Genomic DNA, 20363 nt, shown 5'->3' with positions numbered 1-20363 from the left:
TGTTCGCCTGTCTGTTCCTGTGAGCCAAGAGGCTCACAGGAACAGATGGGCCCTGCCGGGCTGACGACACAAGCGCGCCCCGGGGCCCCTTCTCCACTTGGGGACACATGCGTATTCGTGCCACCGTGGCCGCCGTCACCGGCGCCCTGGCCCTTTCCGCTCTCGCAGTACCGGCCGTCCAGGCCGACGAGAAGCCCGACGCCGGTCTGAGCGTGCCGTCCGGCGCCGAAGTCTTCGCCTCCGAGTCCGGCGCGCCCGCCGCCAAGGCCCGCGCCGCCCGTGCGGCCGAGACACCCGTCATCAAGAAGGTCGTCGTCAACGGCGGCAAGGACATCGTGGTCGGCACGAAGTCCAAGAAGAAGTTCACCGTCGCGATCACGGCCTCGTCGCCTTCCGGCATCGCCGACGCGTTCGCCTACCTGTGGCATGGTCACATCGACGAGGTCGACGGTTTCCTCGCTCCCACCCAGGAGTTCGGCAGCTGCAAGGTCTCGGCCGACCCGACCACCTCCACCTGCACCGTCTCGATCACGGTCGACCCGCGATCCGACGACCTCTACACGAGCAGCCTCGCCGGCACCTGGAAGGTCGGCGCCGGAGCGCTCGCGGCCACCGGCAGCGACCAGGACTTCATCTGGAACGACACCCAGGCGAAGACCCGCGTCCAGCGATTCTCCAAGCTGACCGTCAACGCCTCCCCGGAGCCCGTGAAGAAGGGCAAGACCATCACGGTCACCGGCAAGCTCACGCGCGCCAACTGGGACACCAACACGTACAAGGGCTACACCAAGCAGCCCGTGAAGCTCCAGTTCAAGAAGAAGGGCGCCAAGAGCTACACGACGGTCAAGACCGTCAAGACGAGCTCGACCGGCACCCTGAAGACCACCGTCAAGGCCTCGGCCGACGGCACCTGGCGTTACAGCTTCGCCGGTACGTCCACCACCCCGGCCGTCTCGGCCAAGGGCGACTTCCTCGACGTGAAGTAGTCCGGACAGCCGGAAGCCCCCGGGAGGACAACGGTCCTCCCGGGGGCTTCCGGCTGTCCGCGCCCGCATCTACATCCCGAAGCGCCGCCCCACCCAGCGCCAGACGAACTCCAGCAGGGCGGCCGCCGCCACCGCGATGCCGACCGCCGTCCACGGCATGGTCGTGCCGACCAGCTTCAGCGCGAAGAAGTCCTGGAGCCACGGCACCACGAGCACGATCAGGAAGCCGAGTCCCATCGTCGCCACCAGGCCGACGCGCCACCAGGTGTACGGGCGGGCGATGATCGCCAGCACCCACATCGCGACCAGGAACAAGGTCAGCGTCGCCGCGCTCGTCTCGGCCGCCAGCGCGCCCTCGCCGCTGTAGTGGTGCCGCGCCACCAGGTACGTCGTGAAGGTGGCCGCCGCCGCGATGACGCCCGAGGGGATCGCGTACCGCATGACCCGGCGTACGAAGTGGGGCTGGGCCCGTTCCTTGTTCGGCGCGAGCGCCAGGAAGAACGCGGGGACGCCGATGGTCAGCGTGGCCAGCAGCGTCAGGTGCCTCGGCAGGAACGGGTACTCCACCTGGGTGCAGACCACCAGGATCGCCAGCAGCACCGAGTAGACCGTCTTGGTGAGGAAGAGGGTCGCGACGCGGGTGATGTTGCCGATCACCCGGCGGCCCTCGGCGACCACCGAGGGCAGCGTCGCGAAGCTGTTGTTCAGCAGCACGATCTGCGCCACCGCACGCGTCGCCTCCGAGCCCGAGCCCATCGAGACGCCGATGTCGGCGTCCTTGAGGGCGAGGACGTCGTTCACGCCGTCACCCGTCATGGCGACCGTGTGGCCGCGCGACTGGAGGGCGGCCACCATGTCCCGTTTCTGCTGCGGGGTGACCCGGCCGAAGACCGCGTTCTGTTCCATGGCCGTGGCCATCTCGTCCGGATCGGTGGGCAGCCTGCGGGCGTCCAGCGTGTTCTCCGCGCCCGCGAGGCCCAGCTTCCCGGCGACCGCGCCGACCGAGACCGCGTTGTCGCCGGAGATGACCTTGGTCGCCACGTTCTGGTCGGCGAAGTAGGCGAGCGTGTCGCCCGCGTCCGGCCGCAGCCGCTGCTCCAGGACGACCAGGGCGGTGGGGGCGGCTCCGGCCGCCGCGCCGGGCGCGCTCAGCCCGCCCTCGGCGCGGGCCAGCAGCAGCACCCGCAGGCCCTGCTCGTTGAGGTGCTCGATCTCCGTGAGGGTCGCGTCGCCCTCGGACAGCAGGACGTCGGGGGCGCCGAGCAGCCACGCGGAGGCCGTTCCGTCGGCCTCGGCGAACGCCGCGCCGCTGTACTTGCGCGCGGAGGAGAACGGCATCGCGTCGGTGACCGTCCAGCTCTCCACGTCGCCGCCGGCGGCCGGATGCGCCTCGTCGTCGCCATGGCCCGCCGGGTACGCGTCGATGATGGCCCGGAGGCTGGCGTTGGGCCGCGGGTCCGAGGAGCCGAACGCCCGCAGCACCCGCGTCACGTACGCCTCGTCGCTCCCGTTGAGCGGCCGGACCTCCGTGACGTCCATGCCGCCCTCGGTGAGGGTCCCCGTCTTGTCCAGGCAGACCACGTCGACCCGGGCGAGGCCCTCGATCGCGGGCAGCTCCTGCACCAGGCACTGCTTGCGGCCCAGCCGTACGACGCCGATGGCGAAGGCGACGGAGGTGAGGAGGACCAGGCCCTCGGGGATCATGGGGACGATGCCGCCGACGGTCCGGGCGACGGAGTCCTTGAAGTTGTTGTCCTTCACGACCAGCTGGCTGATGATCAGCCCGATCGCGGTCGGCACCATCATCCAGGTGACGTACTTCAGGATCGTGCTGATGCCGCTGCGCAGCTCCGAGTGGACGAGCGTGAAGCGCGACGCCTCCTCGGCGAGCTGTGCGGCGTACGCCTCGCGTCCGACCTTGGTCGCGGTGAACGCGCCGCCGCCCGCGACGACGAAGCTGCCGGACATCACCGGGGCGCCGGCCTGCTTGACCACCGGGTCGGCCTCCCCGGTGAGGAGCGACTCGTCGATCTCCAGGCTGTCGGCCTCGGCGACCGTGCCGTCCACGACCACCTTGTCCCCGGGGCCGAGCTCGATCAGGTCGCCGAGGACGATCTCGGAGGTGGAGATCTCGGCGGCGACCCCGTCGCGCCGCACGGTCGGCTTCGCCTCACCGATCACCGCGAGGCTGTCCAGGGTCTTCTTGGCCCGCCACTCCTGGATGATGCCGATCCCGGTGTTGGCGACGATCACGAAGCCGAAGAGGCTGTCCTGGATCGGCGCGACGAACAGCATGATCACCCAGAGCACGCCGATGATCAGGTTGAACCGGGTGAGGACGTTGGCCCGGACGATCTCGGTGACCGAGCGCGAAGAACGTACGGGGACGTCGTTGACCTCGCCGCGCGCGACCCGTTCGGCGACCTCGGCGGTGCTCAGCCCGTCCGGCCGACGGGCGGGCGGTGGCTCCATGGGGTGCACGGGGTCGAGTTCCGCCCCCGCGTCGATCATGGCCGGCCGGGAGGTCCCGGGGGTCTGCTCCCCGGAGGAATCGAGTGCCCGCTGCGTCATGGGTTCGACGGTACGGGCGTGCGCGCCGAATCACCCACCGGAGGGTCGAAGATCCGACCAGGGGAGGACGGAGACGGTCCCGTGGTCGTACGGGAGCTTCGCGGAGGTGTCCTACGGGAACGGAGTCAGGCGGTCCGGTCGGCGCCGCCCGCCGGGCCGCCGCCCAGCGCGCTGTCCGTCGCCGCGGCCCCCGCGGCGTCCTTGGCCTCGACCTTGGCGGCGTGGCGCTTGAGGGCGGCGTCGCGCCCCCGGACGTACCAGATGCCGATCAGGCCGAGCCCCGCCCCGGCCAGCGGGGTCCACACCCACCAGGTGTGGCCCCGGTCGGCGAACCAGCCGTAGAAGGGAAGCTGGGCGAGGAAGAGGACGAACCAGAGAATCGTGCCGCCGACGACGGTGGCGACGACGGGGCCCTCCAGGGGGTCGGGCGCCTCGTGCTGCGGTGTCCACTTCTCCATGAGTTCAGTGTATGGGGCCACCCGATCGGGGGTGTACGGCCCGGTGGGCCCAAGGGGCCACGCGGGTCTACGCGCGGAGATAGCGATCTTCGCTTGATGTATTCATACTGAATCTGCTTTGGGTTGGCTGGTTTCGTTCGTCTGAACATCCAATTTCGATCACCTTGCCCGCCCCATCGCATCCACCCCTCTACGTACGACTGAGGTCACCCATGCCCCCCTCGGCCACCGCTCCGGTCGACTCCCCGCCCCCCGCGACTCCGCAGTCCCAGGGCAGCCTGGACCGGTTCTTCAAGATCTCCGAGCGGGGGTCGACCGTCGCCCGCGAGTTCCGCGGCGGGTTCGCCACGTTCTTCGCGATGGCGTACATCATCGTGCTCAACCCGATCATCCTGGGCAGCGCGAAGGACATGTACGGCAACCAGCTCGACAACGGGCAGCTGGTCACCGCCACCGTGCTGTCCGCCGCGTTCTCCACGCTGTTGATGGGCGTCATCGGCAACGTGCCGATCGCGCTCGCCGCCGGTCTCGGCGTCAACACGGTCGTCGCGCTCCAGCTCGCTCCCCGGATGAGCTGGCCGGACGCGATGGGCATGGTCGTCCTCGCGGGCGTCGTGGTGATGCTGCTGGTCGCCACCGGGCTGCGGGAACGCGTGATGAACGCCGTGCCGAAGTCGCTCCGCAAGGGCATCGCGATCGGTATCGGCCTCTTCATCCTGCTGATCGGCCTCGTCGACTCCGGCTTCGTCTCGCGCATGCCGGACGCCGCGCACACCACCGTGCCGCTCCAGCTCGGCGGCAGCGGCCACCTCGACGGCTGGCCGGTGCTCGTCTTCGTCCTCGGCGCGCTGCTCACGCTAGCGCTGATCGTGCGCAAGGTGCCCGGCGCGATCCTGATTTCGATCATCGCGATGACGGTCGTGGCCGTGGTCATCGACGCGGTGGCCGGAATGCCCGACGGGGCGTGGGGCCTGACGACGCCCGCGTGGCCGGGCAACCCGGTCTCTGCGCCGGACTTCGGGCTGCTCGGCGAGGTCAGCCTGTTCGGCGGCTTCGAGAAGGTCGGCGTCCTGACCGGCGTCCTGTTCGTCTTCACCGTGCTGCTGTCCTGCTTCTTCGACGCGATGGGCACCATTCTGGGCGTCGGCGACGAGGCGAAGCTGATGGACCAGGAAGGCAACTTCCCCGGCATCAACAAGGTGCTGTTCGTGGACGGCATCGCGGTCGCCGCGGGCGGCGGCAGCTCCTCCTCCGCCACCACGTGCTTCGTGGAGTCCACCGCGGGCGTCGGCGAAGGCGCCCGCACCGGACTGGCGAGCGTGGTGACCGGTCTGCTCTTCTCGGTGGCGCTGTTCCTCACACCGCTGGCGACCATGGTCCCGTCGCAGGCGGCCACTCCCGCCCTGCTGGCGGTCGGCTTCCTGATCATCGCGGGCTCGGTGCGGGACATCGACTGGAGCGACTACACGCTCGCGGTCCCGGCCTTCCTCGCGATGGTGATGATGCCGTTCACGTACTCGATCACCAACGGCATCGGCATCGGCTTCGTCGCCTTCTCCGTGCTGCGCCTGGCGGCCGGGCGCGGCCGTGAGGTGCCGGTGGCCATGTACGTGGTCTCGGCGGTGTTCGTCTTCTACTACGCGATGCCGGCGCTCGGCCTCACGTGATCGGTGGCGTCGCGCTCCTCCTGGAGTCGATCGGTGGCGTCATGCTTCCCCCGGGGTCGCCTCCCTCGGGGTCGCCGTAGAACTTCTCCGTCTCCTCGACGGCCGCCTTGAAGCGTTCGTCGAAGTCGTCGCGAATGAGCGTCCGGACCACATAGTCCTGGACGCTCATTCCGCGTTTCGCGGCGTGCTGCCGGAGCCGGTCGAGCAGCTCACCGTCTATCCGCAGGCTGAGCACTGTCGATCCCATGTCCAGCAGGGTCGCCGCCCCGGAGCGCTCTGTGCGTCACTTTCCGCCTCTAACTCACTCGTTCGGGTGAGCGGTTTCTCGCGCGTGTACCACCCGGTGGTATTTAGATTGGGTAATGAGTTACGCTAACAAACATGCCTGACCTGATCCACGACGGCGACAGTGCCGCCGCCGTGAGCTCCCTTCGCTCCGCCGTGATGCTGCTGGGCCGTCGACTGAAGCACCAGCGTGTCGACGAGTCGCTGAGCCCCACCGAGATGTCGGTGCTCGGCACCCTTGCCCGTTGCGGCTCGGCCACCCCCGGTGAGCTGGCCCGCAAGGAGCACGTGCAGCCCCCGTCGATGACCCGCATCGTCGCGCTGCTGGAGGCGAAGGGGCTGGTCAGGCTGGAACCGCACCCCGATGACCGTCGGCAGAAGAGGGTCAGCCAGACCGAGCAGGCCGAGGCCATGCTCGCGGAGAGCCGCACCAAGCGGAACGCCTGGCTGTCCCACCTCGCCGAGGGCCTGGACGAGGACGAGTGGGAGACGCTTCGGGCCGCCGCGCCCGTGTTGGAGAAGCTCGCCCACCTGTGACCCCGCGGGCGCGCCGACGGTGATCCGCCGCCGGACCGGAAGCACGAACCGGTCCGGACCGGATCACCGCCGGAGCGCCCGTCGTCACGTCCTCGTCGGACCGAACGCCGCAGACGCCCGAGGAGGCGAACCCTTTTGAGTACGGGATCCGGAGCAGACTCCGCCCCCGCACCGACTTCCACCCACGAGAGCAAGACCGGCGGGACCTTCTCGTCGCTGAAGATCCGTAACTACCGCCTGTTCGCCACGGGCGCCGTGATCTCCAACACCGGTACCTGGATGTCCCGCATCACGCAGGACTGGCTCGTGCTGAGCCTGACGGGTAGCGCCACCGCCGTGGGCATCACGACGGCCCTGCAGTTCCTCCCGATGCTGCTCTTCGGCCTGTACGGCGGCGTCATAGCCGACCGCCTGCCGAAGCGGCAGATACTGCTCGTCAGCCAGGCCCTGCTCGGCCTGTGCGGCATCGCGCTGGCCGTCCTGACCCTGTCCGGTGTCGTGGAGGTCTGGCACGTCTATCTGGTCGCCTTCCTCCTCGGCATGGTGACCGTCGTCGACAACCCGGCCCGTCAGTCGTTCGTCTCCGAGATGGTCGGCCCCGCGCAACTGCGCAACGCGGTCAGCCTGAACTCGGCGAACTTCCAGTCCGCCCGGCTCATCGGCCCCGCCGTCGCGGGCGTCCTGATCACCACGGTCGGCAGTGGCTGGGCCTTCCTGCTCAACGGCCTCTCCTTCCTGGCCCCGCTCGTCGGCCTGCTGATGATGCGCACCAACGAGATGCACGCCTCGGTGACCGTCCCCCGCGCCAAGGGCCAGCTCCGCGAGGGCCTGCGCTACGTGAAGGGCCGCCCCGAACTGATCTGGCCGATCGTCCTGGTCGGCTTCGTCGGCACGTTCGGCTTCAACTTCCCGATCTGGCTGACCGCCTACGCCGACGAGATCTTCGACGGCGGCGCGGGCCTGTACTCGTTCTTCAACATCCTGATGGCGGCCGGTTCGCTGGCCGGCGCGCTGCTCTCGGCCCGCCGCCGCTCCACCCGGCTGCGGATGCTGGTGATCGCGGGCACGGCGTTCGGGCTGCTGGAGATCGCCGCCTCGCTTTCCCCGTCGGTCTGGCTGTTCTCGATCCTGCTGGTCCCGATCGGCATGCTCGGCCTGACCACGAACATCACCGCGAACACGAGCGTCCAGATGGCCGCCGACCCGGAGATGCGGGGCCGGGTGATGAGCCTGTACATGATGGTCTTCGCCGGGGGTACGCCGGTGGGCGCCCCGATCGTCGGCTGGATCAGCGACGCGTACGGCCCCCGCACCGGCTTCGCGGCAGGCGGCGCGATCTCGGTGATCGCCGCCCTGGGCGTCGGCTTCGCCCTCGCCCGCGTCGGCGGCCTCCGCCTGAAGGTCGACCTCCGCCCGGGCCGCCCGCACGTCCGCTTCGTCCCGCGCGAGCAGCTGGCGACGGCGGCGTGACCCGCAGAGAACCGCCCTCCTCCCGGACCGGGAGGAGGGCGGTTCTCGTATGCCCGGACGGGGTCGGGCGGGGTCGGGCGGGGCTGGTCGCGGGTTCAGTCGCGGGGGAAGGCGTCGGTCGCGAGGACGAGGCCGACGACGGTCGAGGTGAGGTCGACCGGGGTGCCGAAGTCCAGGCTCAGGACACTGCGGTACTCGTCCTCCTTCGGGAGGGAGTGCAGGTGCCAGGTGCCGGTGTACGGATCGACGATGAGGTAGACGGGGACACCGGCGAGCGCGTAGGTGGCCTTCTTGGAGCCGTAGTCGTTGGCGGCGGTGCTCCGGGAGACCACCTCGGCGACGAACTCGACGTCCTGGTAGCGCCAGCGGCCGTCGGCGGTCTTGGCCGCGTCCTGCGTGACAGCCGCGACATCGGGGGCGAAGCCGTTGAGGAGGCCTGGGAAGTCGATGCGCACGTCGGTCTTCAGCTGCCGGCGTCCGTAAGTGGTGCGCAACTGCTCCAGGATGTCGAAGGTGATCTCCCAGTGTGTGTCCCGCTGTGGCGACATGTGAACGGTCCCCTCGACGATCTCGACCTTGAATCCCTCGGGGACGGGCTCAAGCCACTCGAACATCATGTCCAGGGTGCGCTCGTCGCTGATGTCGGCCATGTCGATCCTGTCGGTGTCTACGACGGTCATCGTGCCGCTCCTCCCCGCTGCCGCACGGGCGTGCGGGCAGCCGCGTAGTACAACGATAGGCCCGGCGCCCCGGACACGCCCGGACCTGCGAGACTCGCGCGCATGAGCAGCCACGGCTCCGAACACAGCTCCGGCCGTCCGCCCACCCAGCGACTCTTCGCCGCCCTCCTGCCGCCCGCCGGGGCCGTCGCCGCCCTCCGATCGGCGCTGGCCCCGCTCCACGCGCTGCCCGGCGCGGGGGACCTGCGGTGGACGGGACCCGAGGGCTGGCACTACACACTGGCGTTCTACGGCGAGGTCCCCGAGGACGTCCTGCCGGAGCTGTACGCGCGCCTGGAGCGGGCCGCCCACCGCACCGAGCCCTTTCCGCTCCGCGTCCACGGGGCGGGGCACTTCGGCGGGCGGGCCCTGTGGGCCGGGGCGGCGGGCGGGCTCGACACGCTGCGGCTGCTCGCCGAGCGCGCCGACGCCGCCGCCCGGCGGGCCGGACTGCCGATGGAGGAGCACCGCCGCTACGCCCCGCACCTCACGCTGGCCCGGAGCCGGGGCGAGGCGGACCTGAGGCCCTTCACCGCGGCGCTGGCGGGGTTCGAGGGGGAACGCTGGGAGGCGGGTGAGCTGAGTCTCGTACGGAGCGATCCGCCGGTGTCCGGGGTGCCGGGGGAGCGGCCGCGCTACGAGACGGTGCGGGCCTGGGCGCTCGGCGGGTGAGCGGTGCCGTTACGCTCGAAGGGTGGACCCGAAGACCAGAAACCGCATCATGGCGGCCGTGCTCGTGCTGATGTTCGTCGTCGTCGCCGTGGGGGCCGCCCTGGGCGGCTGATACCGGCGGACCGCCGGGAGGCCGTGGCTGTCCGGCGCGTCCGGGGCACATGCTTGCCTGGAGTGGACTCGAAGGAGTTGGCTGGGGCGTCATGAAGTACACACAGCTCGGACGCACGGGACTCAAGGTCAGCCGGCTCGTCCTCGGGACGATGAACTTCGGCCCGCAGACCAACGAGTCGGACAGCCACGCCATCATGGACTCCGCGCTCGGCGCGGGCCTGAACTTCTTCGACACGGCCAACGTCTACGGCTGGGGCGAGAACAAGGGCCGCACCGAGGAGATCATCGGCACCTGGTTCGCGCAGGGCGGCGGACGGCGCGACAAGGTGGTCCTGGCCACCAAGATGTACGGGAACATGGCCGCCGACGGCGACGCCTGGCCGAACCACGACAAGCTCTCCGCCGTGAACATCCGGCGCGCGGTCGACGCCTCGCTCAAGCGCCTCCAGACCGACCACATCGACCTGTACCAGTTCCACCACGTCGACCGCGACACGCCCTTCGACGAGATCTGGCAGGCGATCGACGTCCTGGTCCAGCAGGGCAAGATCCTGTACGCCGGTTCCTCGAACTTCCCCGGTTACAAGATCGCCCAGGCCAACGAGCAGGCCGCCCGGCGGGGTTCGCTCGGCCTGGTCAGCGAGCAGTGCATCTACAACCTGGCCGAGCGCCGCGCCGAGATGGAGGTCATCCCGGCCGCGCGGGACTACGGCCTCGGTGTCATCCCGTGGTCGCCGCTCCACGGCGGCCTGCTGGGCGGTGTCATCAGGAAGACGACCGAGGGCGGCCGCCGCGCCTCGGGCCGCGCCGCCGACGCCCTGGCCGACCCCGCCACCCGGGTCCAGCTCCAGGCGTACGAGGACCTGCTCGACAAGCACGGCCTGGAACCCGGCGAAGCGGCCCTGGCCTGGCTGCTGACCCGCCCCGGCGTCACGGGCCCGATCGTCGGCCCCCGCACCGCCGACCAGCTGGACAGCGCCCTGCGCGCCCTGGAACTGGACCTCCCGGAGGCCGTGCTCACGGGCCTGGACGAGATCTTCCCGGGTCCGGGGCCGTCGCCGGAGGCGTTCGCCTGGTAGTCCGCGACCGCGAAGGGGGCCTGCCGTCGTCGTGACGGCAGGCCCCCTTTCCGCTCCTGCTCAGTCCGTCAGCTGAGTGCTTGGAAGTCGAGCCAGCCGGAGGTTCCGACGGCGACGCCGCTCCCGGAGAGGTTGGGGTACAGGTAGAGCTTGTCGTCACCGCCGGTGGCGAAGATGTCCGCCTTTCCGTCCGAACCCGCGTCGGGGAAGGCGGTCAGCAGCGGGCGGTGGGCCCGGGTCCAGCCGGTTCCGATGACGGCGGAGGCGGCCCCGTCGCCGAGGCCCTCGCCGGCGGGGCCGGTTCCCTGGTAGAGGCGGAGCTCTCCGTTCGTCCTGTGCCGGGCGATGAGGTCGACGTGGCCGTTGCCGGTGCGGTCGCCCGGTGAGACCAGGTCGTAGTTCGACCACGATCCGTCGCCGACGAGGACGGGTGCTCGGGAATCGTCCAGGTAGAAGGACGTGGAGCCGTAGTACAGCCAGAGGAAGTCGCCCTCCTTGACGAGGAGGTCGGGGTATCCGGCGACATCGGCGGTGCCGTCGTTGTCGGTGTCCAGGGGGCCGTCGACGTCACCGATGGCGAGGATCTGGTCCGCGTTCCTCCAGTGGTTGTTGGCCGGGTCGAAGACGTCGAGCGCCTGGCGTTCGTACAGGCAGGAGCGGGAGTGCCCGTCGGCCTGTTCGTCCTGGGCGGTGCAGGCCCAGCCGACGCCGTTGTTCGGGTAGAGCTGGAGGGTCTTGCCCTCGTCGCCCGGGATCGCCGCGACGAGGTCCTCGAAGCCGTCGCCCGTCCAGTCCCCGCGGTGGGTGATGGAGGCCCCGGTGAAGTCGCCGTTGCTCGCGGTGGTGGCGGCTCCCACGTAGCCGTTGCCCTGGCCGGGGTACAGCCACAGCTCGCCGCTGCCGCGTACCCCGTAGAGGTCGGCGTTGTCGTCGCCGTTGAGGTCGCCGGCCTGGTCCGGGATGGTGAGACCGTCGGCGTAGAAGAGGTAGGAGGCCCGGTCGGAGCGGTTCTGGGCGGCGTCGAGGCTGCGGACGTAGAGACGCTGCGCACCGGCCGAGGGCGGGGTCAGGACGAGTTTGGCGTCGGGCTTGCCGTCTCCGTCGAGATCGGTGCCGGGGCTGACGTTGCGGACGGCGGGGTCCCAGTCGCTCCAGTACTCGTAGGACTTCACGTCGTTGACGCCGCCGTTGCCGAGGATGAACGTCCCCGCGGTCCGGGCCTTGCCGGTGGTGGCGGGCCAGCCGTCGGAGCCGTCGGGGAACTGCTGGGAGCTGACGGTGGGCGGGGTGCTGGGGCGGGTGGGATCGAAGTCGAAGCGGCAGGTGCCGGGGTTGGGATTCCAGGCGGAGTTGGCGGTGGAGTCGAGCGCCTGCACCTTCCAGCCGAAGTTGCCCTTGGCCGCCGTCAGGTACTTCTGCAACGTGGCCTTGGGCACCTTGACCCGGGCGACCGTGCCGGAGGTGACGGAGACGATCTGGTTGAAGATCTCGGCGCCGCCGGAGAGGTTGTTGGTGCCCCACAGGCGGAACTGCGCGCGCACCGTCCCGCCGTCAGGGTCGGAGACCTTCGCGGTGAGCGTGACGTCGGTGTTCCCGATGGTCGTGTACGGGGCGACCATGTCGCACCCGCCGGAACTGGGGACCGTGTCCAGGCTGTTGGGCACGTTGGGAACGGTGTTGTACGTGGTCGACAGGGCAGCCGTCGTGGCGTCGAACTTCTTCCACCCGAAGACGTCGTTCTCCATGCTGTCGGGCGCCTGCAGCCCGAAGGTGAGCGTGTTCCACTTGTTGGCGATGCCGTCCTTCGCCGCCGCTGTCACGTCGAAGGCGAGGTTCCCGGCGGGGCAGTCCGATCCCCAGCCGCGGGAATCGTTGACCGAGTCCAGCTTCTTACGCCGTTCGGGCCGGTTGTTCCAGGTGGTGGACGCGGAGATCGCGCTGGTCGCCCAGAGCTCGACGGGTTTGTTCGTGCACGACCACGACCAGGTGTTCCTGATCCGGAAGGTGGAGGAGGACACCACCTTCTTGGTGGACCACAGGTTGGAGGACTTCATGCGGAAGTAGGAACGGGCCAGGCCGTTGGTCTCGTTCTCGTACCCCACGCGGGCGGTCGTCGTGCCCTTGGCGCCGTCCCAGTTGGCCCCGTTGAAGTACGAGTTGTTCGGGTACCGCTTGTAGGCGATGGTCCAGGAGTGGCGGGAGCCGGAGACGGCCGGGTCCAGGAGAACCGGGTACTGCGTGTCCTTGCCCGTCAGAAGATCCTGGTCCGGTGTCAGACTCAGCGTTCCGTCCGTGACGGCGAGCCCCATGGCCGCCTGTCGCGCGCCGTAACCGGGCTCGAACTCGTCGGCAGGCGGCGGCGGTCCGCCTGTGGCGGTGTGGGCCGAGCGGGCGGCGGCGGGCGGCGCGGCCGTGCTGCTGTCCCACATCATGGGGGCCGGTGCGGTGAAGACCGTCTCGCCCGCCGGGTTGAGGGCCGAGAAGTTTCCATGGGGGTCGGTCTTCGTCACCAAGCCATCTGTCTCCAGGCCGAATTGGACCTTCCTCAGGGCGGGATCGGCGGCGGCCGCGGGGGTTTTGACGACCAGGAGACTGGTGAATCCGGCAGGGTTCGCCTTGACCTTGAGATCGACGTCGGTGAGGACGTTCCCATAGGTCACGGTGTCGCCGTCGACCTCCGGCTCGGGAAGTGAATCCGGCCACGTCCAGGACATGCTGCGACCGTCGCGAATCACTGTTGCCAGAGGCCCGTCGCCGCCGCCGGAAAGACGCACGTCCACTTCGGTGGCTTTCGGTGACAGAGAGCCGTCCGAAAGGGGCTTCAGCGTGGTGTCCATCGAAACGAGTTTGCCGCCCTGACGTACGAACTGCGGTAGTGCGTAGGTGTCTTGGGTGAAAGTCCCGTCGGGGTTGGCGAACACCTGGGTCGTCTCGGTGCGCTGGGCGAGCACTTCCGCCGGGCGGCCGGACTCTGCGGCCTTCGCCTGTGCGGCGGCCTCGGGATCCGCCTGGGGGACGGCCTTCGGGCCCGCTTCCGGGTCGGTGGCGACGGTGGCGGCCACGGGTTCCGCGGCGGAGGCGTCCGGAAGCTGCTGGGGGACACCGAGCGTCATGAGGGCGGCGAGTGCCGCCGCGCCGGTGATGCCCCCCTTTGCTCTCCATCTGGTCTTGCTTCGCAAAAGTTCCATTAAAGAAGTCCCTCCCGGGTCAGTTTGAGTCGCACCCTAGAACGTGAGGGAAGTGTGTTGAAAGTGGCCTCGATGTGACGGCGCCTCAATCCCTGAAATCGGCGACCTTTATTTCGTATTTTTCGGTGCATATAACAATGAATCCAGCACCCTTCCCTTCATGGAAGGGTGCTGGTTCGTCAAATCGTTACCCCCGCCCCGTGTTGATGCTGTGAAAGTCTTGCTAACTTCCGTGGTCAGCTGTGACTTTTGGGCAATGGGTGGGGAGTTCTGCGCATGTTTTCGGGTGGGGTCGTCAGTACGGGACGTTTGAGGAGACGGGCGCAGCCGGTGGCGGCCACTCTGGCCGCGATCCTGTTCACCGGGCTGCTGGGAGCGCCGATCGCGGCAGCCGCCGAACTCGACCTGTCGAGGCTGCGGAAGCCTGACGCGGTCAAGACCGACGAGGTCGAGAGGCGGGGTACGGCGAAGTCGGATCAGACGGCCCGGAACCCGTGGAAGAAGCCCGAGGTCACCTGGCCCGAGGCCGGTACCGGGACGGCCGCCCTGAGCGAGAAGGGCGCCCCGGCGAAGGCCGGTTCACTGCCTGTCAGCGTGAGCCGCCCCGCATCCGAGGCCGCGGCGCCGGCGAAGGCTTCGGCGCTGAGGTCCGCTCCCGGAAGGACTCAGGAGCCGGGTCCGCGAAAGGTCCAGGTCCAGGTTCTCGACCGCGCCACCACCGAGTCGTTGGGTGTCGAAGGGGTCGTGCTGGCTCTCCGTCCCACGGCGGGTGCCGAGGGCACCGTGGACGTCAAGGTCGACTACACGGACTTCCGGAACGCCTACGGCGGCGACTGGGCGTCCCGGCTCACGTTGAGTACGCTCCCGGCCTGTGCGCTGAACACCCCGGGCAAGAAGGGCTGCGCCACCGGCGAGCCCCTGCCCACCACCAACGATGTGAAGTCCGGCGCGCTCGAAGCCGCTGTCGAGCTGCCCGCGGCCGCGCCGGCCGGCTCCGGGGCCGCGGGAACCGACCCCGTCACGCCGAGGTCGGGTGCGCGTGCCGTCTCCGGCGGCACCGTGCTGCTGGCCGCGACCGCCGCGGCGGGAGGCCCGTCGGGAGACTTCGGGGCCACTTCCCTCTCCCCCTCCGCGTCATGGTCCGCGGGCGGCTCCAACGGCGCGTTCTCCTGGACGTACCCGATCTCCGCACCGGCCGTCGCGGGCAGCGCTGTTCCCGACCTGAAACTGGGCTACTCCTCGCAGTCGGTCGACGGCCGTACCGCCTCGACGAACAACCAGGCCAACGCCGTCGGTGACGGCTGGTCCATGGAGCCGGGCTACATCGAGCGCCAGTACATCTCCTGTACCGAGGACACCAAGAACAGCACCACCACGGCCAAGGTCGGCGACCTCTGCTGGAAGAAGGACAACGCCGTCATCAACCTGGGCGGCCAGTCCAACACCCTGGTCAAGGACTCCACCACGGGCAAGTGGCACCTGGAGAACGACGACGGCACCAAGGTCGAGAAACTGGCCAGCACCGCACGGGCCAACGGCGACAACGACGGCGAGCACTGGCGAGTGACGACCCCGGACGGTACGCGCTACTACTTCGGCTACAACCGCCCGTCGGGCTGGGCCGCCGGCAAGGACGAGACCAACTCCACCTGGACGGTGCCGGTCTACGGCAACCAGCCGGACGAGCCCTGCTACGCCGCGGCGTTCAAGGACGCCTGGTGCCAGCAGGCCTGGCGCTGGAACCTGGACGCGGTCATCGACCCGCACGGTGACGCCATGACGTACTACTGGAACAAGGAGACCAACTACTACGGCCGCAACGTCAACCCCAGCACGGGTGCGTCCACCGCGACCCCGTACGTTCGCGGCGGCTCCCTGAAGCGCGTCGAGTACGGCCTGCGGGGCGGCAACTTCTACGCGCAGCCCGCCGCCAAGATCGACTTCACGAACAGCGAGCGCTGCCTGAGCGACTGCGGCACCTTCGACAAGGCGCACGCGAAGAACTGGCCCGACGTCCCCTTCGACCGCTACTGCGCCTCGGGGACGGAGTGCAAGGACCGCTACTCGCCCTCCTTCTGGAACCGGACGCGGCTGACGAAGATCGACACGTCGGTCCTCGTCGGAACCGCCTTCAAGCCGGTGGACACCTGGGCCTTCACCCATCAGTTCCCCTCGACGGGAGACGGCAGCTCCCCCGCGCTGTGGCTGGCGTCGATCACGCGCACCGGGCACGGGGGAACCGGCTCGGTCACCCTGCCCGCCGTGACCTTCATGGGCAAGACCATGCCGAACCGGGTGGAGGGAGCGACCACGGGCGGCAAGCCGGATCCGGTGCCGCCGCTGTGGCGTTACCGCGTCCACGGCATCAACACCGAGACCGGCGGAACGATCGGCGTCACCTACTCCGCAGCCGACTGCAAGGCGGGCAGCGTTCCCACCCCGGCCTCGAACACGCGGCGCTGCTACCCGGTGAAGTGGTCGCCCCCGGACGCTCCGGCCGCCGACTACGAGCCGTACCTCGACTGGTTCCACACCTACGTCGTCACCCAGATCCTGGAGAACGACAGGACCGGCGGGGCCCCCGCCAAGCAGACCGACTACACGTACCTGGACGGCATGGGCTGGACCAAGGCCAAGGACGACGAGTTCACCGACGCCAAGCACCTCACGTACGGCGACCGCAGGGGATACGGCCGCGTCCAGGTGCGCAGCGGTGTCGCCCCCGACAAGCGGACCCTCAAGGAGTACCGCTACTTCCGGGGCATCGACGGGGCCGCGGTCAAGGACCACGAAGGCATCGCCGTCACCGACAGGGAAGCCTTCGCCGGGATGACCCGGGAAGAGGCCACGTACAACTGGGACGGCGGCAAGCTCGAAACCACCACCAGCCACGAGCCGTGGCGGTCGGCCGCGACGGCCACGGAAACCCGTGCCGAAGGACTGCCCACCCGCTACGCGTACGCCACGGCCGGCAAGAGCGAGCAGACCCGTACCGCCGTCGGCACGGGCTGGCGCGGTACCCGCACCGAGCGCACCTTCGACGCGCTGGGCCAGACCCTGACCGAGTCCTCGCTCGGGGACACGGCGAAGACGGGCGACGAGCGGTGCACCACCACCACGTACGCCCGCAACCCGTCGCTCAACATCCTCACCACGGTCTCCGAGACGAAGACGGTGGCCAAGGCCTGCGGCACCACACCGTCCCTCCCCGGGGACCTGATCTCGTCCGCGCGGCACTTCTACGACGGTGCGACGAGCCTGTCCACCCCGCCGGTCAGGGGTGACGTGACACGGCTGGACGAGCAGGACGCCAAGGGCACGGGACACCTCACGACCGCCACCCACACCTACGACCAGCACGGCCGCGAGCAGACCTCGACGGACGCGCTTCAGGCCACCACGCGGACCGAATACACCCCGGCAACGCTCAAGGCGCCGACGACGGTCGCCGTGACGAACGCCAAGGGCCACGTGGCCACGACCACGCACGACCCGGTCCGGGGAGCGGTCACCGCGACGGTGGACGCGAACGGCAAGCGCACCGACGCCGTCCACGACGGTCTCGGCCGGGTCCTGAAGGTATGGGAGCCGGGCTGGCCCAAGGCCACCCACGAGGACAAGCCCTCGGCGGAGTACAGCTACGTCATCTCCAGGACCGAGGCGAACGCCGTCGTCACCAGGACGCTGAAGCAGAACGGCGCCTACAACACCACCTACGCGCTCTACGACGGCCTGCTGCGCGAGCGGCAGACGCAGGCCCCGGCCACCGGCACCCAGAACCGGATCATGACCGAGACCCACTACGACACCCGTGGCTGGGCCTGGCAGACGTACGCCCCCTACTACGCCGAGGGCGCGCCGTCGGCGAAGCTGTCCTCCGCCGCGGTGAACACCGTGCCGACGGCGGTGCAGAACCACTTCGACGGGCTCGGCCGGGTCACGGACGCGCTGTCGGTGAAGTTCGGCGACGAACAGTGGCGCAGCAGGACGGTGTACGAGGGCGACCGCACGACCGTCGTCCCGCCGAAGGGCGGAACGGCCACCACCACGGTGACCGACGCGCGTGGACGCACGACCGAGCTTCTGCAGTACACGAACGCCCAGCGCACGGCGTCCCAGAAGACGACGTACACGTACGGGAAGTACGACGAGCCGAGCACGGTCAGGGACCCCGACGGCAACGTCTGGAGCCACACGTTCGACAGCCGGGGCCAGAAGACCAGGAGCGACGACCCGGACAAGGGCGTCACGGACACGACGTACGACAACCTGGGACAACCGGTCACCATGACCGACGAACGCGGTGTCACGCTCACCACGGAGTACGACGTGCTGGGCCGTAGGACCGAGGTCAGGCAGGGCAGCACGACCCTGTCGAAGTGGAGCTACGACACGCTCGCCAAGGGGCAGTTGACCAGCAGCACGCGTTACGCCGGAGGGGCCGCGTACACCACGGCGACCGACGGTTTCAACGACCGCTACCAGCCGACGTCCACGACCACCACGGTTCCCGCCGCGGCCGGTGGCCTGGCGGGCACGTTCACCTGGACCTACGGGTACAAGCCGGAAACCGGGGCTCTGCTCTGGACGCTCAATCCGGCCGTGGGCGACATTCCGGCCGAGCGGGTCGTCACCAACTACAACAGCAACGACCAGCCGTTCCGCACCAGCGGTCAGTTCGGCGCGCTCGTCTCCAACACCCTGTACGACGTCTTCTCCCGCCCCGTGCGTACCGAGTTCAGCGCCGACCTCGGCAAGAAGGCGTACAAGACGCAGGTCTACGACGAGCACACGGGCCGGGTCGTCCAGCAGACGACGGACCGGGACATCGCCCCCCAGCGCGTCGACGACACCACGTACGCCTACGACCCGTCCGGCAACGTCACCGGCGTGACCAGCACCAGCGGTCAGGACGCACAGCAGTCCACCGACACCCAGTGCTTCACCAACGACCCGCTGGGCCGGCTGACCGAGGCGTGGACGGCCACCACCGACTGCGCGGCGGCCCCCTCGGCCGCCACGGTCGGTGGCCCGGACGCGTACTGGCTCAGCTACGGCTACGACAAGCTCGGCAACCGCACGAAGCAGACCGAGCACGCCACCTCGGCGGGGACGACGGACGCCGTCACCGACTACACCCAGCCGGCTCCCGGCGAGGACCGGCCGCACGCGGTGCGGCAGGCCTCCGTCACCGGCGGACCGGACGACGGCCGTACGAGCGCCTTCGAGTACGACAAGACCGGCAACACGACCAAGCGCACCATCGGCTCGACGGTCCAGTCCCTCACCTGGGACCCCGAGGGGCACCTGGCGACGCTCACCGAGGCCGGCAAGCAGACCAGCTACACGTACGACGCCGACGGCAACCGCGTCATCGCGAAGAACGGCGACGGGTCCAGCACCCTCACGCTCCCGAACGGTGATCAGCTGAACCTCGCGGCGAACGGTGCGAAGACCGCGACCCGGTATTACACGCATAACGGCGAAACGGTCGCGGTGCGCAACGGCAAGTCCGTCGCCTACCTGATCAACGACCACCAGGGCACGGCGATGACGGCCATCGCGGTCGGCTCGCTCGCCCTGACCCGCAGGAAGCAGCTGCCGTTCGGCGGCCTGCGATCCGGGCAGTCGACGGTCTTCGGCTCCCGCGGCTTCGTCGGCGGGACGAATGACCCCACGGGTCTGACCCACCTGGGCGCCCGCGAGTACGACCCGGTCCTGGGCCGCTTCCTCTCCGTCGACCCGGTCATCGACTTCGACGACCCGGCGCAGATGAACGCCTACAGCTACGCCCACAACAGCCCACTCACCAAGTCCGACCCGACGGGCCTGCGCCCGGACGGCCCGGTGGGCGGCAACTCGTACAACGACGAGCGGTGGGCGAATGACCGGGGCATGACGGCCGGCTACACGAAGAAGAACAGCAAGTGGGTGTGGAAGCAGGCACCGAAGAAGGACGCCGAATCTCAGCGGAGGTACGCTAGTTACCGGGCGAGCCCGACCACTTACATGATTCCCAAGACCCCGAAGTACGTTCCCGGATACAAGATCTATCGCGGCAAGAACCTCCAGAACGGGCCGGATGTCGCCGGCGCGGTGAAGCGAGGGCTCTCCAGTGCGTGGGGAGGCATCAAGACGGCCGGTAAGAAGGTCAAGGATGCCGGTGAGTACGTCATGTCCTACAGCCGGACATCGGGTGGCTGCGTAAGTGTCGGCGGAATGGTCGGTGCCGGCTATGAAGAGTCCTACTGCTTCATGAGAGTCGGGGAGGACTACGCGTTCGCGCGCGTCCAGGAAGAGCAGTCGGGTCTGGAGGCGTCGGTCGGCGTGACGTTCGGCCTGGTGTGGAGCAACGCGGATTCGATCGATCAGGTCCGAGGCGAATCCGCTGGATTCGGTGGCAGCGCGGGGCCGTTGACCGTGAGTCATCGAGGCACCTTCGGAACCAGGAATTCGAGAGGCGATATCGTGCACGGCTACACCACATCCGCCGGAGCCTTCGGCGGTGCGGGGGGCAATTTCGGGGCCGGCTCCACTCAGATCGCGAAGGCGAGTACGGTGTGGGGTGAAGTGGGCGATTTCCTGAAGTTCTGGTAGCGGATGCTCTGTGCCGCCGG

12 protein-coding genes are annotated in these 20363 nt (G+C 69.3%); 7 read left to right on the top strand and 5 right to left on the bottom strand.

The genetic code is table 11. The features are described 5' to 3' along the window. The first annotated feature begins 107 nt into the window (after positions 1-107). On the top strand, positions 108-986 hold the full coding sequence (locus AB0F29_RS24735) for a calcium-binding protein (RefSeq protein ID WP_361875692.1): 879 nt from the start codon (positions 108-110) through the stop codon (positions 984-986). A gap of 69 nt (positions 987-1055) precedes the next feature. Here the strand turns inward: AB0F29_RS24735 and AB0F29_RS24730 are convergent, their stop codons facing one another. Continuing rightward, positions 1056-3557, bottom strand: a complete 2502-nt coding sequence (locus AB0F29_RS24730) for an HAD-IC family P-type ATPase (protein ID WP_361875689.1) — start codon at positions 3555-3557, stop codon at positions 1056-1058. Between the two features lie 125 nt (positions 3558-3682). Continuing rightward, positions 3683-4015: a DUF2530 domain-containing protein gene (locus AB0F29_RS24725; RefSeq protein WP_361875686.1), complete on the bottom strand. Its 333-nt coding sequence runs from the start codon at positions 4013-4015 to the stop codon at positions 3683-3685. Positions 4016-4227: 212 nt separating this feature from the next. On the opposite strand from AB0F29_RS24725, the gene AB0F29_RS24720 reads away from it, so the two are divergent. Next, a complete protein-coding gene (locus AB0F29_RS24720) occupies positions 4228-5682 on the top strand; it encodes an NCS2 family permease (RefSeq protein ID WP_361875683.1) in 1455 nt (484 codons plus the stop codon). On the opposite strand, the gene AB0F29_RS24715 is transcribed toward AB0F29_RS24720, so the two are convergent. Beyond that, positions 5675-5929 (bottom strand): hypothetical protein, encoded by a 255-nt coding sequence (locus tag AB0F29_RS24715; protein ID WP_361875680.1) that lies wholly within the window; start codon positions 5927-5929, stop codon positions 5675-5677. The two genes, AB0F29_RS24720 and AB0F29_RS24715, sit on opposite strands and share 8 nt — an antisense overlap. Positions 5930-6063: 134 nt before the next feature. Between AB0F29_RS24715 and AB0F29_RS24710 the strand changes: the two genes are divergently transcribed. Together AB0F29_RS24710 and AB0F29_RS24705 are read left to right on the top strand one after the other, a co-directional pair. Next, complete coding sequence (locus AB0F29_RS24710) at positions 6064-6504, top strand: MarR family transcriptional regulator (RefSeq protein ID WP_007452526.1); 441 nt, start codon at positions 6064-6066, stop codon at positions 6502-6504. A 135-nt stretch (positions 6505-6639) separates the two neighbouring features. Then, complete coding sequence (locus AB0F29_RS24705) at positions 6640-7974, top strand: MFS transporter (RefSeq protein ID WP_361875678.1); 1335 nt, start codon at positions 6640-6642, stop codon at positions 7972-7974. A 95-nt stretch (positions 7975-8069) separates the two neighbouring features. Here AB0F29_RS24705 and AB0F29_RS24700 read toward each other — a convergent pair whose 3' ends face one another. Further along, positions 8070-8654, bottom strand: a complete 585-nt coding sequence (locus tag AB0F29_RS24700) for a Uma2 family endonuclease (RefSeq protein ID WP_361875675.1) — start codon at positions 8652-8654, stop codon at positions 8070-8072. A 102-nt stretch (positions 8655-8756) separates the two neighbouring features. Between AB0F29_RS24700 and thpR the strand changes: the two genes are divergently transcribed. Together thpR and AB0F29_RS24690 are read left to right on the top strand one after the other, a co-directional pair. Next, positions 8757-9365, top strand: coding sequence for an RNA 2',3'-cyclic phosphodiesterase (gene thpR / locus AB0F29_RS24695; RefSeq protein ID WP_361875672.1), 609 nt, complete (start codon positions 8757-8759; stop codon positions 9363-9365). A 203-nt stretch (positions 9366-9568) separates the two neighbouring features. Then, positions 9569-10558, top strand: a complete 990-nt coding sequence (locus AB0F29_RS24690) for an aldo/keto reductase (RefSeq protein WP_361875670.1) — start codon at positions 9569-9571, stop codon at positions 10556-10558. A 68-nt stretch (positions 10559-10626) separates the two neighbouring features. Here the strand turns inward: AB0F29_RS24690 and AB0F29_RS24685 are convergent, their stop codons facing one another. Continuing rightward, complete coding sequence (locus tag AB0F29_RS24685) at positions 10627-13746, bottom strand: VCBS repeat-containing protein (RefSeq protein WP_361875668.1); 3120 nt, start codon at positions 13744-13746, stop codon at positions 10627-10629. A 330-nt stretch (positions 13747-14076) separates the two neighbouring features. Between AB0F29_RS24685 and AB0F29_RS24680 the strand changes: the two genes are divergently transcribed. Continuing rightward, positions 14077-20343 carry an RHS repeat-associated core domain-containing protein gene (locus AB0F29_RS24680; RefSeq protein ID WP_361875665.1) on the top strand — a complete coding sequence of 2089 codons (6267 nt, stop codon included), beginning with the start codon at positions 14077-14079 and terminating at the stop codon, positions 20341-20343. The last annotated feature ends 20 nt before the right edge of the window (positions 20344-20363 follow it).

Origin of the sequence: Streptomyces sp. NPDC026589, from assembly GCF_040638385.1 — a bacterium.
Classification (GTDB): domain Bacteria; phylum Actinomycetota; class Actinomycetes; order Streptomycetales; family Streptomycetaceae; genus Streptomyces.
This window is presented reverse-complemented; position numbering and strand designations above follow the sequence as displayed.

Excerpts from the sequence above, each read along its gene's own strand:
- AB0F29_RS24735 (WP_361875692.1), top strand. The coding sequence starts at position 108 with ATGCGTATTCGTGCCACCGTGGCCGCCGTCACCGGCGCCCTGGCCCTT.
- AB0F29_RS24730 (WP_361875689.1), bottom strand. The coding sequence starts at position 3,557 with ATGACGCAGCGGGCACTCGATTCCTCCGGGGAGCAGACCCCCGGGACC.
- AB0F29_RS24725 (WP_361875686.1), bottom strand. The coding sequence starts at position 4,015 with ATGGAGAAGTGGACACCGCAGCACGAGGCGCCCGACCCCCTGGAGGGC.
- AB0F29_RS24720 (WP_361875683.1), top strand. The coding sequence starts at position 4,228 with ATGCCCCCCTCGGCCACCGCTCCGGTCGACTCCCCGCCCCCCGCGACT.
- AB0F29_RS24715 (WP_361875680.1), bottom strand. The coding sequence starts at position 5,929 with ATGGGATCGACAGTGCTCAGCCTGCGGATAGACGGTGAGCTGCTCGAC.
- AB0F29_RS24710 (WP_007452526.1), top strand. The coding sequence starts at position 6,064 with ATGCCTGACCTGATCCACGACGGCGACAGTGCCGCCGCCGTGAGCTCC.
- AB0F29_RS24700 (WP_361875675.1), bottom strand. The coding sequence starts at position 8,654 with ATGACCGTCGTAGACACCGACAGGATCGACATGGCCGACATCAGCGAC.
- thpR (WP_361875672.1), top strand. The coding sequence starts at position 8,757 with ATGAGCAGCCACGGCTCCGAACACAGCTCCGGCCGTCCGCCCACCCAG.
- AB0F29_RS24690 (WP_361875670.1), top strand. The coding sequence starts at position 9,569 with ATGAAGTACACACAGCTCGGACGCACGGGACTCAAGGTCAGCCGGCTC.
- AB0F29_RS24685 (WP_361875668.1), bottom strand. The coding sequence starts at position 13,746 with ATGGAACTTTTGCGAAGCAAGACCAGATGGAGAGCAAAGGGGGGCATC.